Below are 15846 nucleotides of genomic sequence, written 5' to 3'. Positions count from 1 at the left end.
ATGAATAAATATACAATATTAGAATATACAGTCTCATTTTATAATCAGAGAGCTGAAAGTTTAGCTAATGTTTCTTATACTTTAATTTTTCAACCGAAAAAAGGTAGTAAAGAAACTTATAGTGGTGTAACTGACAAAGATGGTAGAACTAAGCCAATAAAAATAGTCAGTAATGGTACTTTGAGTATTTTTGTGCAAGGATATAGTACAATTTTTAGTAAAAAAACTTTAATTAAGCCTATTTTAGCTGAAGGTACTAATATAATAGAAATAAATGAAAAAAGTTTAGATGATAACTTGAAATTTCCAACGGAAAATCAATATTTATCAACACAGAAACAATTGCAACAACGTATTATTGATATAAGAAAAACAGCTCAACAAAATAATAAAAGAATAGGTCAGTTTGATAATAAAGGAACAAAAATTTTTGGAAACTTAGGAAGTTATCCTAATTCAAATGGATTTCCTAAGGTATTGGGGCAACCGAATACGCCTAATGTATTTGAAAAAAGCTTAGAACCTGTCTCGTATAGTGAGTATAAAAAGAAAAATACAGTTATTACTAAAAAACCTAAAAGACTAAAATTTAAAAATTATTGCATGTTTCAATTTGTTCTACCAAATGGAAAAGGAATGCCAAACATTAATTATCAAATATTTGGTCAAGGAGACACTAAACCAATTGTAAATTTAAAACCTGCACCTAGTAATGAAAAAGGTTTTACAAAACTAATTGAAACATATAGGCGAGTAAAAGTTCGATATTTTCTAGGTGATAAGAAAAATGATTCAAATTTATACAAGCCCTTTACTTGTGTAGATGAACAGGTCATTTATCAAATCATTTTTCCTACTACACAAGGGATTACAAGTCCTGACACTATGCATAAAATAGGATTAGGACCTGTTAGAAAGCCACCTGTTGTAATCAATCCGCATACAAATGAAGTAATTATTTTGCCACCTTCAGTATATGAAGATTTTTATAAAAAAACTAATCTTTTAGCAAAAGCAGTGGAAAATGTTCACCAAACTAATGCTAATTTAAGAAGAGCAATTCAGGCAAGAAACTTAGATGAAATTCGTGAAATGGAGAAAAGGTTAAATATTAGCCAGCAGGAAGCGTTAAGTAAAATTAATGGAGAGTTTCAATCAAGGAATGATCTGGAAGAAGTTTGGATTGCAGAAGCCGAAACAACTAAAGGTAAAACTAAAACCAATTTATTAAGAAGATATTTAAAACCTTCGGCTTATGAAAAACTTAAGAATTCACGTTTGAATCATGAAATGAGAGTAGAAATTACAGATGCCTCTGGTCGTAATGGCGTTACCGATGTTAGTAAGATTAGAAAAAGTTTTGATGCTATATCATCAAAAATTATAAGTGCTAAAAGTGAAATAGGCAGTGATGAAAAGGCTGTTTATAACTTAATAGGAGGCCTAGGTGGAGAAATTGCTGAACAGTACACGAATAGTCATGGAATTGATGTTAGTCAAGAAGCTCAATGGATGCGTTTAGTTGCTGGTGGAAAAGGGGAAGCAGAATTAAGTGCGTCTTCAGCTGGTGTTAAATTAAATGTATCTGCTGATGCATCAGCAAAGTGGACTTTATTTGAGGGAAAAAAAGAATGGAGAAAATTCTTTCCAAGTGAATCTGGATGGAATATTGAGTATCAAAATTATTCTTTAGGTGAAATACGCTTTTTAATAGGCTGTGAAATAGCTGGATTTTCTGGAGCAAATTTAGGTGTAGCTGGCAATTTATCCGTTGATATTACTCATCAAGGGGCAAAACAAGTAATTACAGCAGTAGCTCGAGAGCCCCAGCGATCCATATCCGAAATGATGAATAAAGAAAATAGGCCTTCATTTAAAGCTGGAGAAGGTAAATTAGAGTTAATGGAAGAAACTAAAGAAAATCGTAATACCGCATATGCTGAAATTAAAGCTTTTGCTGGAATTCAGGTTAGTGGAACACTTAAAGGTGGGATTGAATGGTTTGACCCTGGATTTTCTGAAGATAGAGAGGCAAAATTTGTGACCATAGCTAGTGCTTCTGCTACAGGTGGTGTAAGTGCTGGTGTTGGTGCCGAAGGTCAATTCCAAATCGGTTATTCTGCTGCTAGTAATACTTTTAGAGTTTTAGTTGCTGCACATTTGTGTTGGGGGGTAGGGGCTAAAGGAACTGCTGCTTTTGATGTTGGAACCGATCAATTAATAAATTTTGCAGGCTTCTTAAAATCACAGCTTGGTTACGCAGGTTTTAAGACTTTAGCATTTGTTAATTCAGTCAGTTTTTTGATGCTTTCACAGGCATTGGCATACTGTATAGGAGATAATCATACTCTAACAAAAGATGTAAGAAAAGTATCTACCGAGTTTTTAAGATGGATTAATAGGTTGGATGTTGATCAAGGGCGTTTACAAACTGCTCGTAGAGTTAACTCAAATACAGGACGCCGTGAATTGTTCTATGCGACACCTGAAACGAAAGGCATATTGTTGTATGCAGTTTCCCATTGGACAGATCGAACTGCGCCAATTTTAGATATACAGGTAAGTGTATCATTAACTGATGTGGATGTTAGGTTTTTCCCAGAGCGTAAAACAGCAATCATCAATATTTTGGCGACTTGTATTACTGAAGCAGAATGGAAAAACACGATTCAACATATTCACCCTAGAGGTTTTAAGCTGTCTGAATTTGAACTTGGTAAGGTAGAAGGGGATCTGATTCGTTTCCTAAATTATGACAAACTAGAAAATCAAAAAATTAATGATGAAAGGGCTAAGACTATTATTTATTGTATCAATCAAGGTATAGAATATGGTGGAGATTTAAATGACTGGCTGAAAAAGTATATAGAATATAGAAAAGGGGTAAAAAAAATCCAAAATCATCGCAACTATATGTTAGTACGTAATCAAGATGATTATAGGTTTAAAATCTTTGAAGAAATACAAAATTATGAAAATGATAAAGATCAAAAAGTACTCATGGCTAGTAATTTTGAAATGTTAGCACCATTTGAAAATCCATACGTTTTGGTGGATTCAAAATCCCTGGATGATCAAGAGTATAACGTTTAAGTTATACTCTTTTTGCATCGGCTTATAAGTTAGCAGCACAACGGACAGAGTTGTTTTTATTCAGATCTATAGAATTTTTATATTTAGAGTTTTTATAATATTCGAGATCTTCAGGATCTGCTATAGGGTATAAAGCGTGGCGACTAATGGTTAGTCCGCCAGACATTTTTATATTTTGACCATCATCTGGATAAGTGCTTCTGACCACTTTTTTAGTGCCTGTTTTAGGACCTTGAGGATTGTGTTCTGGAGATTTGCTGTAATATTCAGGATCATACCAATCTAACATCCATTCATAATTGTCTGTAATCATGTCATAAAATCCCATTGGAGTCGGTGGGTATTGTTTTAACAGGGGCATAACATCTAAAGTAGCTTTATATTTTGAAATTGTTTGATTCCTTTGATCAAAACTCCAAATGTTTTTTCCATTTTCTAACTTCCCGTTATTGGTTGGATACATGACCATTTGACCGCGATTACGGGCTGCATACTCCCACTGTGCTTCTGTTGGTAGGTCCATTTTTAAATTGAGTTGTTTACCTAACCATTGGCAATAATCACGTGCCTGTTGCCAATTTACGCCAGCAGCAACTTCAGGAATTCGATCTATTTTTGAAAATTCGTCAAATACGCCAATAGGTTTTTGACCTGTAGCTGCTGTATAAACATCAAAATCTGCATAGGTCGCTTTCGTCGCACTCAATTTATAATCAGATAAAGTTACTTTATGGAGTGGCGTAGCATCACCGTCACCGTCATAACGTAACCCATCTTTACTATGCTGAGGGCCAAAATCCCCCATCATAAATGAGCCGCCTTTGACAAAAATGAGTTCTTTTTTAGTTTTTTCTAATAGCTGATCTATTTTCTTTTGAAGCTCTGGATCTTGTTTAGCCTTTGATGAAGAGGTCGAATTTTGTTGATTCACAGATTCTGTAGATGTTTTGGCACAAGCGCTTAGTGCTAAGCTAGACAAAAAAATAGCGATTAAATTTTGTTTCATCATTTTACTTTAATCAAAGTTGTAATTTATTGATTTTATCGTAAATAAATTTTTGATATTTATAAAGTTTGAATTTGTTAAATTGCGTGAGAATAAATATAGCAATATTTTTTAAGAAGGTTTTTCTTAGAAATTTTTTATACACTTTATTAGAGTTAAAAATTTACAGCACAACGTACAGAATTATTTTTGTTTACATCAACAGATTTTGTGTCTATTAAATCTTTTAACTCTCCAACTAAATCTGGATCGGCTACAGGATGGATAGCATGACGACTAATGGTTAGCCCACCTGACATTTTTATATTTTGACCATCATCTGGATACGTACTTCTGACCACTTTTTTGGTTCCTGTTTTAGGACCTTGAGGATTGTGTTCCGGAGATTTACTATAATATTCAGGATCATACCAATCTAACATCCACTCATAATTATCAGTAATCATGTCATAAAAGCCCATTTGGGTAGGGGGGAATTGTTTTAATTCAGGGACAATTCTTATGGTTTTATATTTTTTCTTAGTTAAGTTTCTCTGGTCAAAGCTCCAGATGTTTTTTCCATTTTCTAACTTTCCGTTATTGGTCGGATACATGACCATTTGACCTCTATTACGAGCAGCATATTCCCATTGAGCTTCTGTTGGTAGGTCCATTTTTAAATTGAGTTGTTTACCTAACCATTGGCAATAATCACGTGCCTGTTGCCAATTTACGCCAGCAGCAACTTCAGGAATTCGATCTATTTTTGAAAATTCGTCAAATACGCCAATAGGTTTTTGACCTGTAGCTGCCGTATAAACATCAAAATCTGCATAAGTGGCTTTAGTTGCACTCAATTTATAATCAGACAAGGTCACTTTATGGAGTGGGGTAGCATCACCGTCACCGTCATAACGTAACCCATCTTTACTATGCTGAGGGCCAAAATCTCCCATCATAAATGAGCCACCTTTGACAAAAATGAGTTCTTTTTTAGTTTTTTCTAATAGCTGATCTATTTTCTTTTGAAGCTCTGGATCTTGTTTGCCCTTTGATGAAGAGGTCGAATTTTGTTGATTCACAGATTCTGTAGATGTTTTGGCACAAGCTGTCAGCGCCAAACTAGACAATAGAATTGCGATTAAATTTTGTTTCATTATTTTGCTTTAATCAAAGTTGTAATTTATTGATTTCATCGTAAATAAATTTTTGATATTTATAAAGTTTGAATTTGTTAAATAACGTTTTAATAGGTGTGCCAAAATTTTCATAATATTGATGATGGTTAAGTTATTTAGGATAAGGAGGGAAGTGTTTTATATAGCTATAAAGCACCTCAGTAAAAATATAATTAGAATATAGCGTTATTGCTATTAGCTACACATCTGACAGAAGTTTTATAAAAACCAGATGAATTAATATCTTTTGAAGAAGGCTCAAGAAACATTCTTGAGAAGGTAAAACCAAATGCAGTACGGAGCATATATTCATCATTAGTCCAATAGTTACGAAAAACAATTTAAAAATGAAAGTGAAGAGTATGAAGTGTTTGTAAAATCAATATGGAATGTTTAAATGTCAGATTTTATTAAAATAGAAGGTAGACTAGAGGCTTTAGAAATTCATAATGAAATGATGGGTACTATGGGGTCTGGTCGTGACAGCCAAATTATGTCGTCTGCACTCTTAGCTGGTGCTACAGAGAGCTTATCTCTTTCTGCACAGACCCTTTTTGTTGCTTCTCAAAGCCGTTTACATGTGCAATGTATTGTGGCAAAAATAGACGATAAAATCTGTGTCGGTCAATTTCACCGTGCATTATTAGAAGAAAATGAACAAGTGGTGTGTGCAGCTCGACCAGTAGAAGGAAATCTATATGAACTCTATGCAATATTAAGTCCTAAATCAGGCTTATTACATATGCCAGTGGGTATGGGAGCATCTAAAAAAACTTATACAGCTTCAGCAATGAAAGGTGCTCGGTTGATCTTTTTAGGTACAGCTATAGGTATGATTTTATTATTTATTTTTATGATTGATTTTGATAAAGAGATTTTTATTATTTGGTTTGGAGTATTATTTTTATTTTATTTTGTGATTATTTTTATCATGAAGGGCGTAATTCGTTCTTTATTACATTTGTCAGAAAAGTCTGAGCAAGTCTTTGAAGTATTGGGATTTAAAAATCCTGAAGAGGTTTTTTTATTACCAAGTCGACTCTTAAGTGAAAAACACTCTTTATTACTTGAAAGCGTCTTTGAATACAGAAATATAATTCAAGATGATCCTTACCCAAAAGACTATTTTGATAAGAAAAATTGAAAAAAATTCAAAGTTAGTACACTCTAAGATTTTTTAAATCGTTAATTTTAAAAAAAGCCCCTCAGGGCTTTTTAATTTTTTATTTAAGGCAACTGTTTAATCGGACTACCGCCTAAAGCTTTCATTAAAGTCACATACGCATTGTATTGATTTTGCTTGGTTTGAACCAAGCTCACACGCGCATCACGTGTAGTCTTTTGCGCATCAATTAAGTTTTTCAACGCAATTGCACCGTTCTTATAACGGATTTCATTTAAACGCTCCGCCTTTTCGGCCAATTGAACATTACGCTCCTGATTCGCCACTTGTTTATCTAGCTCAATACGTGCAGACAAGGCATTTTCAACATCTGCAAAAGCCTGATACAAAGTTTGACGGTACTGCACAATCGCTTTCTCATAATCGAGCTTGCTAATGGCAATGTCTTTTTTCATATCGTTATATTGCAAAAATGGCAGACTTAAATTTGCACCCAAAGCGAGGGCAGGGTTTTGTAAAAGCGAAGTTAAGGACGTGCTCGATGAACCCAAGTTACCTGTTAAGCTAATCGACGGGTAATAACTGGCTTTGGTCGCATCTTTGGTCGCTAAAGCTTTACGCAAACGAAGTTCCGACGCATTTAAATCTGGACGACGTGCCAATAATTCCGCAGGTAAGCCTGCTTCAATCATGGGTAAGGTCGTGGCAGGTAAATGCGTTGGTTCCTGAATACTTAGCTGTTGCACAGGCTGTTGTAACAACACAGCCAAAGCGGTACGCGTTTCTACTTTTTGCTGTGCAATTTGACTCAACGTCGACTTCTGACTTTGAACGGCTTGCTCAGCAGTCGCCAAATCTAGACCAGACACTGCACCTAAACGATACTGAGTACGCACCAATTCATAAGTCTTTTGTGTGCTGGCTAAGTTTTGCTGTGCCACGTTATAGCGTTCATTCAAATAACCCAATTGCCAGTACAACTGAGCTGTGGTCGCAATCAAGCTTTGCGCAGTGGCTTGTAAGTCTTGTTCACTCGCTAAAGCTTCCCATTTGGCTGCTTCAGTTTGGCGTGCAAGCTTCCCAAACAAATCAGTTTCATAACTGACGCCACCACTGAGCGATAATCCTTTTGAAGAGTCATCGCCTGAATTCAGGTCAATATTATGACCCGTAGAGACACTTGAACTGACGCGGATGCCTTGTTTATTTTCAGCCAAACCTGCTTGCAAGCGTGCAGTCTGCAAATTCAATCCTGCAACTGCAAGGTCAGTATTACGTTCAATCACTTGGTTGACCAGTTGATTCAACTGTTGATCACCAAACAGTGTCCACCACTGGTCGGCCTGCACATCTTGATAAACAGTACGTGTCGTGGTTTTACTGTTTTGGAAACTGCTTGGTACATTGACACTTGGCTGTTCATAAGGTGATTTCACGATTGCTGCACAGCCAAACAATGAACCACTTAAAATTAGTGCAGTCAGCAGACGAGTTGTTTTGATTTTCATGATAAATCCTTATTCTCTAGACAGTGCGTCAACTGGATCAAGCTGTGCAGCATTACGAGCAGGAATAAATCCGAACACAATACCAATCATACTTGAACATACGAAAGCCGCGACAATAGACGTGGTTGAGTACGCCATTTGGAATGTTCCACCGGCAAAATGACTAATCAACTGACCAATACCGAGCGATAACAGCACCCCTAAAATACCGCCTAATATACAGACTAGTACGGCTTCAATCAGGAACTGTTGCAAAATATCACTTTGACGTGCACCGACTGCCATACGTACCCCAATTTCTTGCGTACGTTCAGTCACAGACACCAACATGATGTTCATGACACCAATACCACCAACCACCAAAGAAATCACCGCAATCGCAGAGACCAATAAAGTCATGGTTTGTGTGGTTTGTTGAATAGTTTCACGAATACTGTCGGCATTTTGGGTAAATACGTCCTGAGCACCGTGGCGTTGAACCAACAGATTTAAAATCGCATTTTCTGCAGCAGCACTTGGGTATTCATCTTTAATACGTACGATGATGCTACGTACATTGGATTGACCTAACATTCGGCTCATCACAGTCGAGTAGGGTAGATACACATTTAAACTGTCGGAGTTACCCATCATGTTCTTTTGTGCATCAATCACACCAATGACACGGCTTGGAACACTGCCCAGTAGCAGGACTTGACCTACAGGATCAGTACCATCACTAAAGAAGGTGTTTTTGGTATTACTATCAATCACCACATCTTGGGTTTGTTGAGTGACACTTTCTTTATCAAAAGGCTGACCTGACTGGAAGGTTAAACCTTTGACATAAAAGTAGTCTTCACTGACACCATTGACGGTTGCGGAAGCTTCAGTATCTTTGAATCGAGCAGTGACACTTGAAGTGACTGTTGGACTGACACCATCGACATACGGTTGTTCAGCTAAAGCATCACCATCGGCAGGAATCAGGGTTTTAACTTGAGAACTTCTGGAATTATCACCAAAGCCTTTACCTGAATATACGGTAATGGTATTGGTCCCCAAACTACTGATATTTTCTAAAATCTGCTTCTGTGAACCATTCCCCAGTGCTACAACAGAAACCACTGATGCAATACCAATGATAATCCCGAGCATGGTTAAAAAAGTTCGCATACGATGCGCATTCATGGCGAGGAGTGCCATATTGAATGCTTCACCTAAGCGATCAAATGCAGACCGCCAAGACGCGGTTTTCTTTTGCGCTTGTTTGACCAGTTGCTGTTTTTCTAATGGTTCACCATCTGATTCTGGAACATTGGGCCGATCAGATAAAATATTCCCGTCACTAATCTCAATGATACGCGTTGCATTTTTAGCAACATTCATATCATGGGTTACCAGAATAATGGTATGACCTTTGGCATTGAGTTCACGTAAAATACGCATTACTTCAACACCACTGTTCTTATCCAATGCACCTGTTGGTTCATCGGCAAGAATCACGTCACCACCATTCATCAGCGCACGTGCAATAGACACACGTTGTTGCTGACCGCCTGACAATTGACTTGGACGGTTTTGAGTTTTTTCACCTAGACCTAAATCTGTCAACAATTCCGTTGAACGTTGGTGACGAGCTTCGCCATCGACACCTGCGTAAATGGCAGGGACTTCGACGTTGCCAGCAGCAGTCAAATCACCGAGTAAATGATAACGCTGGAAAATAAAACCAAAGTATTCACGACGCAGTTGTGCCAGTTCATCAGGTTCAAGCTCGCGAGTTTCTCGACCTTTGACTTTGTAACTACCATTCGTCGGTTTATCCAAGCATCCCAAAATATTCATTAGGGTTGATTTACCCGAACCTGATTGACCTACAATGGCCACCAGTTCACCTGGATAAATCTCTAGATTAATACCTTTGAGAATCTGAACCGTGCTTTCACCTGCAGGGAATTCACGAGTCAGATCCTTGACCTCCAGTAGAGGCTTTTGAGTTTGACTCATGATTACATTCTCATTGGGCCGCGGCTACCACCACCACGTTTTGCAGAATCGTTTGAAGTATCTGAACCATCAGCAATAACGACTTTATCGCCTTCTTTTAAGCCTTTAAGCACTTGTGCAGTTACACGGTTGTTTAAACCAATCAGCACAGGTGTTGGTTTCGCAGAACCATCGGCTTGGACAACACGTACCATTGCCATAGAGGCTTTACCTTGAGCAATGAGGGCTTTCTCATTTTCGTTCAGTTCAAGACGTTTTGGACGTTCGCCTTCAGGACGTTCACCGCGTTGTCCTTTATCGCCTCGCTCACCATCACGAGCAGATGCTTCTGCACCATTGCTATTATTTGCACCACGATTACGTTGTGGACGGTTCGATGCTTGTACTGCAGATGCCGGAATACTTAAGGTATTTTTTGCTTCATCTAAAACAATATAAACCTGAGCAGTCATATCAATGCGTAATTTGCCATCTTCATTTGGAACGTCAAATAAAGCGTTGTAGTACACCGCTGAACTTGATGAAGAAGATGAAGAATTACTATTAGATTCTGTATTAATCGAGTTTGGCGCTGGCTCAACTTGACGAAGTTTTGCATAGTGCTTGGTTTCGTTATCACCCAGTGTGGTGAAGTAAACTGTTTGACCTTCTTGAACTTTCATGACATCGGCTTCAGAAATTTCAGCTTTAATGGTCATGTTGTTCAATTGTGCCAATTTAACAATCGTTGGCGCACTTTGGTTGGCGTTTACGGTTTGACCTTCTTCAGTCACAATCGCCACAATGGTCCCATCCATTGGCGCAACAATTTGGGTATAGCCTAAATTTTCTCGGGCCGTTGATAAGGTCAAACGAGATTGTTCAATTTGTGCATTGATCGCTTGAATGTCAGCTTGAGCTGTTTTATAGCTTGCTAAAGCACCTTGAAGCTCAGCCAATGATGTTGCATCTTGAGCATACATGGCTTTTTGACGGTTATATTCTGCTTCAACTTTGGCTAAGTTTGCTTGTTTAACTGCCAATTGAGCTTGTTGATTTTTAATACTTGCTTCTGAGTTTTTTACATCGTTGTCCTGACGGATCGAATCAATTTGTGCAATCAGTTGACCTTGTTTCACTTGGTCACCGAGTTTCACGTACATTTTTTTGACCTGACCAGAGACCTGAGCACCGACGCTGACCATTTTGGTTGCTTCAAGCACACCTGTTGCAAGGACTGAATTTTCAATATCGCTACGCATTACATTGGCGGTAATATACTGATTTTTTATAGGTTCTTCCTTAATAAAGAAGTACCATGCAGCAAATGCAATCAAGGCAATGCCAATTGCAATGAACAGAGCTTTAATCGGTTTTATTTTTGGCATATTGGTATGTACATGGTGAAAGAAAATTATACAAATTATAATGATGAAATAAGGATAAAGCGTGAATTTTTTTTAAAACAAGATAAATAAAAAATATGATATTTAACAAAAGCTTTAGTTAATTGAATAAACGATAACCACACATTTCTGCGATACACTGCTGAATTAAATGTTCAGGGTTTTCTTGACTCATCCCTTTAATTGATGCATCTATACGCAAAAGAAGATCAGGCCACATCAGGAAATGCTGTGGATTCAGTCGGCGCAAGGCTTGCTGATATTGACTGACTTTGGTTTTCCAAATGCCAAGTTGTAATGCATTTTGCGGTTGCTCAAACAGTTGCATGAGTAAACGCATTTCTTTGCTCAATGTCCACAGAATGAGACTATTGGGCTCACCTGATGCCACCAAGTATTGAAATGTTTTGATCGATTGATTGAGGTTGCCTCGTAAAATCGAATCACTTAAATCAAATGTCGAATAACGAGATTGATCTTGTAAGCATTCATGCAGTTGTTCAATTCCGATTTGATTTAATTCAGGAAAAGTATCAGCAACACGCATTAAGCTATTTTTAGCGGCCAATAAATTGTGCTCATGATTTTGTTCAAGCCAAAGCCATGCCTCTTGATCCAGTTGAATGCCGAGTTTATTGGCTTCAACTGCTAAAATACGTTGCCGATCTTGTGCTGAAGATGCATTTAAGGCAACCACCACGCCATTGGCTTCCACCAATTGAAAAAATGCTGATTTCAAGCTGGCGCTGTCTTGTTTCGGCATAATAATGAGTAAAAGATTATGCTCATTATGCTGAATATAATGTTTGAGTAATTTTAAGCTGCTGGCATCTGGTTTAATGTTGCCATGTACTTCAATCGCTAAATTTTGCGAAAATAATGACAGGCTATTTAATGCATTAAACACATTTTTCCAATCGCTTACACTATTGATGTCATAGCGTTGACGTTCAAAATCATGTGTGATCCAGCTTTGACGAAAAGCATCTGATAAATTTTGTTCGAGTAGGGGTTCTTGACCATGCAATATCCAAGCGCCTCGGGCTTCATCTATGCGCTTTAACGCTTGGAGATAGTCAATTTTCATCTGGAATCAATCACTCAGAGGTGTTTGATACATTACTATTTTGGATTGTTGGCACGGTACTGCTGATATTCGCTTTCGGTAAGCGATTTGCGCCAATTTGACGTGAAATTTGTTGAGCTACATCATCAATCAAGATTTCTTTCAAGTAGCGATTTTGTTGGTCGTCGGTGTTTACCGTTGCAATGTTGTATTGGTAACTACGTGATGCACTGACTGTACGTGGTTGCGTTAATGGATTACCCGCACGATCTTCAATTTGGAAAGTCACATTTAAGCGTAACAGAACCTCGATAAGACGTCCTTTGAGTTCGTGACGTTGAGGTTTGTAATCGAGAATACGTAGTACATAAGCATCTTCAGCATTGCTGAGTTGAACACCTGTAGCGGCCAAGTAAACACTTAATTTTTTCTCAAAATCTTCAGTATTTGAAGGCATAGCCAACTGGAGTTTTGTATACACCAAAGGCGTCGCCGTGGGATTGGTGCCTTTGAGATGGAAATCACAGCCAACCAAGCCTGCACTTAAACCTAAAGTTAAAACAACTGCTGTTAAACGCTGAGCTAAATGCATGCTAGACCTCTTTGGATTGGTTCACCAACTAAATACTGTCAGATGGTTAGAAAATTGTTACCTAACTGAATAGGAATTGTAAGGTCAAAACCCGTTGGCTGGCAACGGGCTTTGTTTGGGAATTGTTTTTTAATCCCTCCCGACCTCCCTTTAAAAAAAGGGAGGAGACCTCATTTTTTTTATTTGGGTTGGGAAGTCCCCCTTTTATAAAGGGGGATTTAGGGGGATTAAATTAAACCACCAAATTCACGAGTTTATTCGGTACAACAATTTCTTTCTTGGTTGGACCCGTCAAGAATTGTTGAACTTCAGGTAATGCTTTGGCTTGAGCCAAGATGTCATCTTTCGATGCATCAACTGATACTTCAAGTTTGCCACGAAGTTTACCGTTCACTTGAACCACAATCGTTTGGGTATTACGTGTTAACGCAGACTCATCAACAGTAGGGAACTGAGCAGTTGTTAACTCGATACCAAACTGCGCCAATAATGTTTGGCTTAAGTGCGGTGCAAATGGTGCAAGTAAAGTTAACAGGGTAGTGATTGATTCACGAGCAACAGCCACGTCATTGTCATCTTTTGCTTCAAACTTGTTGTTTGCATTAAGCAATTCCATCATTGCTGCAATCGCAGTGTTAAATGCATGACGACGTTCGATGTCATCACCCACTTTTTGGATGGTTTCATGTGTTTTACGACGTAGGTCTTGCGCAGCAGTAGAAAGCGTAGCTTTGTCGATGTTTGATGCATTGTTACCTTGTTCAAGGAAACCAGTCGCCAAACGCCATACGCGTTTTAAGAAACGGTTTGCACCTTCAACACCTGCATCTGACCATTCAAGAGATTGATCTGGTGGTGCTGCGAACATCATGAATACACGTGCTGTATCTGCGCCGTATTGGTCAATAATCGCTTGCGGGTCGATACCGTTGTTTTTTGATTTCGACATTTTTTCTTGACCGCCGACGATCACATCCAAACCATCTTCTTTATATCTTGCAGACGTGATGCGACCTTTCTCGTCTTTCTCAAGTTCGATGTCGGCAGGGTTGAACCAAGTTTTCTTACCTGACTCTGCTTCACGGTAATAGGTATCTGCAAGCACCATACCTTGAGTTAACAGGTTGGTGAATGGTTCGTTGCCTTGTACCACACCTTCATCACGCATCAATTTGTGGAAGAAGCGCGCGTATAACAAATGCAAAATCGCGTGCTCAACACCACCAATGTATTGGTTCACAGGAAGCCAAGTTTGACCTGCTTCTGGTTTTACCATACCGCCCGTAAAGTCAGGAGATGCATAACGTGCGTAGTACCAAGAAGACTCTACGAAGGTATCCAAAGTATCTGTTTCACGACGTGCGTCGCCACCACAGCATGGACATTTTGTTTCATAGAATTCAGGCATTTTGTTCAATGGGTTACCTGAACCGTCTGGTACAACGTCAGTTGGAAGTACAACAGGAAGTTGATCTTCAGGTACGGGTACTTGACCACATTTTTCACAGTTAATCATTGGAATTGGACAACCCCAATAACGCTGACGAGAAACACCCCAGTCACGTAAACGGAATTGAACTTTTACATTCGCAAGCGATTTCGGCTCAAGTTTTGCAAGGAATGCATCAAATGCGCCTTGGAAATCTAAACCGTCAAATTCGCCTGAATTAACTAGTTTACCTTCTTTAGAACCGTACCATTCTTGCCATTGTGTTGCATCAAAATCGCTATCATCAGCGCCTTTAGCATCAATGACTTGTTTGATGGTTAAGCCATATTTGTTGGCAAATTCGAAGTCACGTTCATCGTGTGATGGAACTGCCATCACCGCACCTGAACCGTACGACATCAACACGTAGTTGGCGATCCAAACTGGAACTTCTTCACCTGTGACTGGATGCTTCACAGAAAGACCAGTTGCCATGCCTTTTTTCTCAGCAGTGGCAAGGTCAGCTTCTGCCACAGAACCCATACGGCATTCTTCGATGAATGCTGCAAGTTCAGCATTGTTCTCAGCCGCTTTAAGTGCCATTGGATGTTCTGCTGCCACAGCAACATAAGTCACACCCATTAAAGTATCGGCACGTGTCGTAAATACAGTTAAACCATCTGCATAGATTTCTGGATTTGCTGAAGGGAAGGTGATTTCCATACCCTGTGAGCGACCGATCCAGTTACGTTGCATGGTCAAGACTTGTTGTGGCCAACCGTCTTTTAATGTTTCTAAATCGTCTAGTAATTCTTGTGCATAGTCTGTGATGCGGAAGTAGTACATTGGAATATCACGTTTTTCAACCAATGCACCTGAACGCCAACCACGACCATTTTCCACTTGTTCGTTTGCAAGCACTGTTTGATCAACAGGATCCCAGTTTACTGTTGAAAGTTTGCGATAGATCAGACCTTTTTTATACAGCTGAACAAATAACCATTGTTCCCAGCGGTAATATTCTGGTGTACAGGTCGCAAATTCGCGATCCCAATCGACTGAAAGACCTAGTTTTTTAAGCTGATTACGCATGTAATCAATATTTTCAAAAGTCCATTTTGCTGGTGCAACTTGGTGTGCAATCGCAGCATTTTCAGCAGGTAGACCAAAAGCATCCCAACCCATAGGTTGAAGAACAGTTTCACCTTTTAAACGGTGGAATCGGCTGATCACGTCACCAATTGTATAGTTACGCACATGACCCATATGTAGCTTGCCACTTGGGTATGGGAACATTGAGAGGATATAACGACGTGGACCTTCTACAGTGTCGGCAACTTTAAAGGCTTTGCGAGTTTCCCAATCCTGTTGGACTTGAGGTTCAATCGCACTGGCTTGATATTCTGAGTCAATGTGAGTAGTCATATATACGTATTAATGAATTACGGTGAAAAAGTTTGTTGCACAGCATAGCGCAAAATGCACCTAAAAGTGAATT

The 15846-nt window shown here is 38.6% G+C and carries 10 protein-coding genes; 2 read left to right on the top strand and 8 right to left on the bottom strand.

The features are described from left to right. Complete coding sequence (locus G8E00_RS13600; protein ID WP_166225434.1) at positions 1–3093, top strand: hypothetical protein; 3093 nt, start codon at positions 1–3, stop codon at positions 3091–3093. Between the two features lie 22 nt (positions 3094–3115). Here G8E00_RS13600 and G8E00_RS13595 read toward each other — a convergent pair whose 3' ends face one another. Both G8E00_RS13595 and G8E00_RS13590 read right to left on the bottom strand, forming a co-directional pair. Further along, positions 3116–4099, bottom strand: a complete 984-nt coding sequence (locus G8E00_RS13595; protein ID WP_166225431.1) for a formylglycine-generating enzyme family protein — start codon at positions 4097–4099, stop codon at positions 3116–3118. A gap of 155 nt (positions 4100–4254) precedes the next feature. Next, positions 4255–5235 carry a formylglycine-generating enzyme family protein gene (locus tag G8E00_RS13590; RefSeq protein WP_166225428.1) on the bottom strand — a complete coding sequence of 327 codons (981 nt, stop codon included), beginning with the start codon at positions 5233–5235 and terminating at the stop codon, positions 4255–4257. 418 nt (positions 5236–5653) lie between these two features. Between G8E00_RS13590 and G8E00_RS13585 the strand changes: the two genes are divergently transcribed. Continuing rightward, positions 5654–6400 (top strand): putative type VI secretion system effector, encoded by a 747-nt coding sequence (locus tag G8E00_RS13585; protein WP_166225425.1) that lies wholly within the window; start codon positions 5654–5656, stop codon positions 6398–6400. A gap of 83 nt (positions 6401–6483) precedes the next feature. Here G8E00_RS13585 and G8E00_RS13580 read toward each other — a convergent pair whose 3' ends face one another. From G8E00_RS13580 to leuS, 6 genes are all read right to left on the bottom strand, one after another. Next, a complete protein-coding gene (locus G8E00_RS13580) occupies positions 6484–7887 on the bottom strand; it encodes an efflux transporter outer membrane subunit (RefSeq protein ID WP_166225422.1) in 1404 nt (467 codons plus the stop codon). A gap of 9 nt (positions 7888–7896) precedes the next feature. Continuing rightward, on the bottom strand, positions 7897–9876 hold the full coding sequence (locus tag G8E00_RS13575) for a MacB family efflux pump subunit (protein ID WP_166012154.1): 1980 nt from the start codon (positions 9874–9876) through the stop codon (positions 7897–7899). 2 nt (positions 9877–9878) lie between these two features. Beyond that, positions 9879–11243 (bottom strand): efflux RND transporter periplasmic adaptor subunit, encoded by a 1365-nt coding sequence (locus G8E00_RS13570; RefSeq protein WP_166012153.1) that lies wholly within the window; start codon positions 11241–11243, stop codon positions 9879–9881. A gap of 118 nt (positions 11244–11361) precedes the next feature. Beyond that, positions 11362–12348, bottom strand: a complete 987-nt coding sequence (holA, locus tag G8E00_RS13565; protein ID WP_166012152.1) for a DNA polymerase III subunit delta — start codon at positions 12346–12348, stop codon at positions 11362–11364. A gap of 10 nt (positions 12349–12358) precedes the next feature. Then, the gene (locus G8E00_RS13560) at positions 12359–12919 is read right to left on the bottom strand and encodes an LPS-assembly lipoprotein LptE (RefSeq protein WP_166225419.1); all 561 of its coding nucleotides are present in this window, start codon (positions 12917–12919) and stop codon (positions 12359–12361) included. Between the two features lie 232 nt (positions 12920–13151). Further along, positions 13152–15773 carry a leucine--tRNA ligase gene (leuS, locus tag G8E00_RS13555; RefSeq protein WP_166225417.1) on the bottom strand — a complete coding sequence of 874 codons (2622 nt, stop codon included), beginning with the start codon at positions 15771–15773 and terminating at the stop codon, positions 13152–13154. Positions 15774–15846: the final 73 nt, after the last annotated feature.

Origin of the sequence: Acinetobacter shaoyimingii, from assembly GCF_011578045.1 — a bacterium.
Classification (GTDB): Bacteria; Pseudomonadota; Gammaproteobacteria; order Pseudomonadales; family Moraxellaceae; genus Acinetobacter; species Acinetobacter shaoyimingii.
The sequence above is the reverse complement of the archived record's forward strand: the minus strand, read 5'-3'. Positions and strand labels throughout refer to the sequence as shown.

What these genes read in the sequence shown, in the direction of transcription:
- G8E00_RS13590 (WP_166225428.1), bottom strand. Translation starts at nt 5,235, where the DNA reads ATGAAACAAAATTTAATCGCAATTCTATTGTCTAGTTTGGCGCTGACA.
- G8E00_RS13595 (WP_166225431.1), bottom strand. Translation starts at nt 4,099, where the DNA reads ATGAAACAAAATTTAATCGCTATTTTTTTGTCTAGCTTAGCACTAAGC.
- G8E00_RS13580 (WP_166225422.1), bottom strand. Translation starts at nt 7,887, where the DNA reads ATGAAAATCAAAACAACTCGTCTGCTGACTGCACTAATTTTAAGTGGT.
- G8E00_RS13570 (WP_166012153.1), bottom strand. Translation starts at nt 11,243, where the DNA reads ATGCCAAAAATAAAACCGATTAAAGCTCTGTTCATTGCAATTGGCATT.
- G8E00_RS13575 (WP_166012154.1), bottom strand. Translation starts at nt 9,876, where the DNA reads ATGAGTCAAACTCAAAAGCCTCTACTGGAGGTCAAGGATCTGACTCGT.
- G8E00_RS13585 (WP_166225425.1), top strand. Translation starts at nt 5,654, where the DNA reads ATGTCAGATTTTATTAAAATAGAAGGTAGACTAGAGGCTTTAGAAATT.
- leuS (WP_166225417.1), bottom strand. Translation starts at nt 15,773, where the DNA reads ATGACTACTCACATTGACTCAGAATATCAAGCCAGTGCGATTGAACCT.
- holA (WP_166012152.1), bottom strand. Translation starts at nt 12,348, where the DNA reads ATGAAAATTGACTATCTCCAAGCGTTAAAGCGCATAGATGAAGCCCGA.
- G8E00_RS13560 (WP_166225419.1), bottom strand. Translation starts at nt 12,919, where the DNA reads ATGCATTTAGCTCAGCGTTTAACAGCAGTTGTTTTAACTTTAGGTTTA.
- G8E00_RS13600 (WP_166225434.1), top strand. Translation starts at nt 1, where the DNA reads ATGAATAAATATACAATATTAGAATATACAGTCTCATTTTATAATCAG.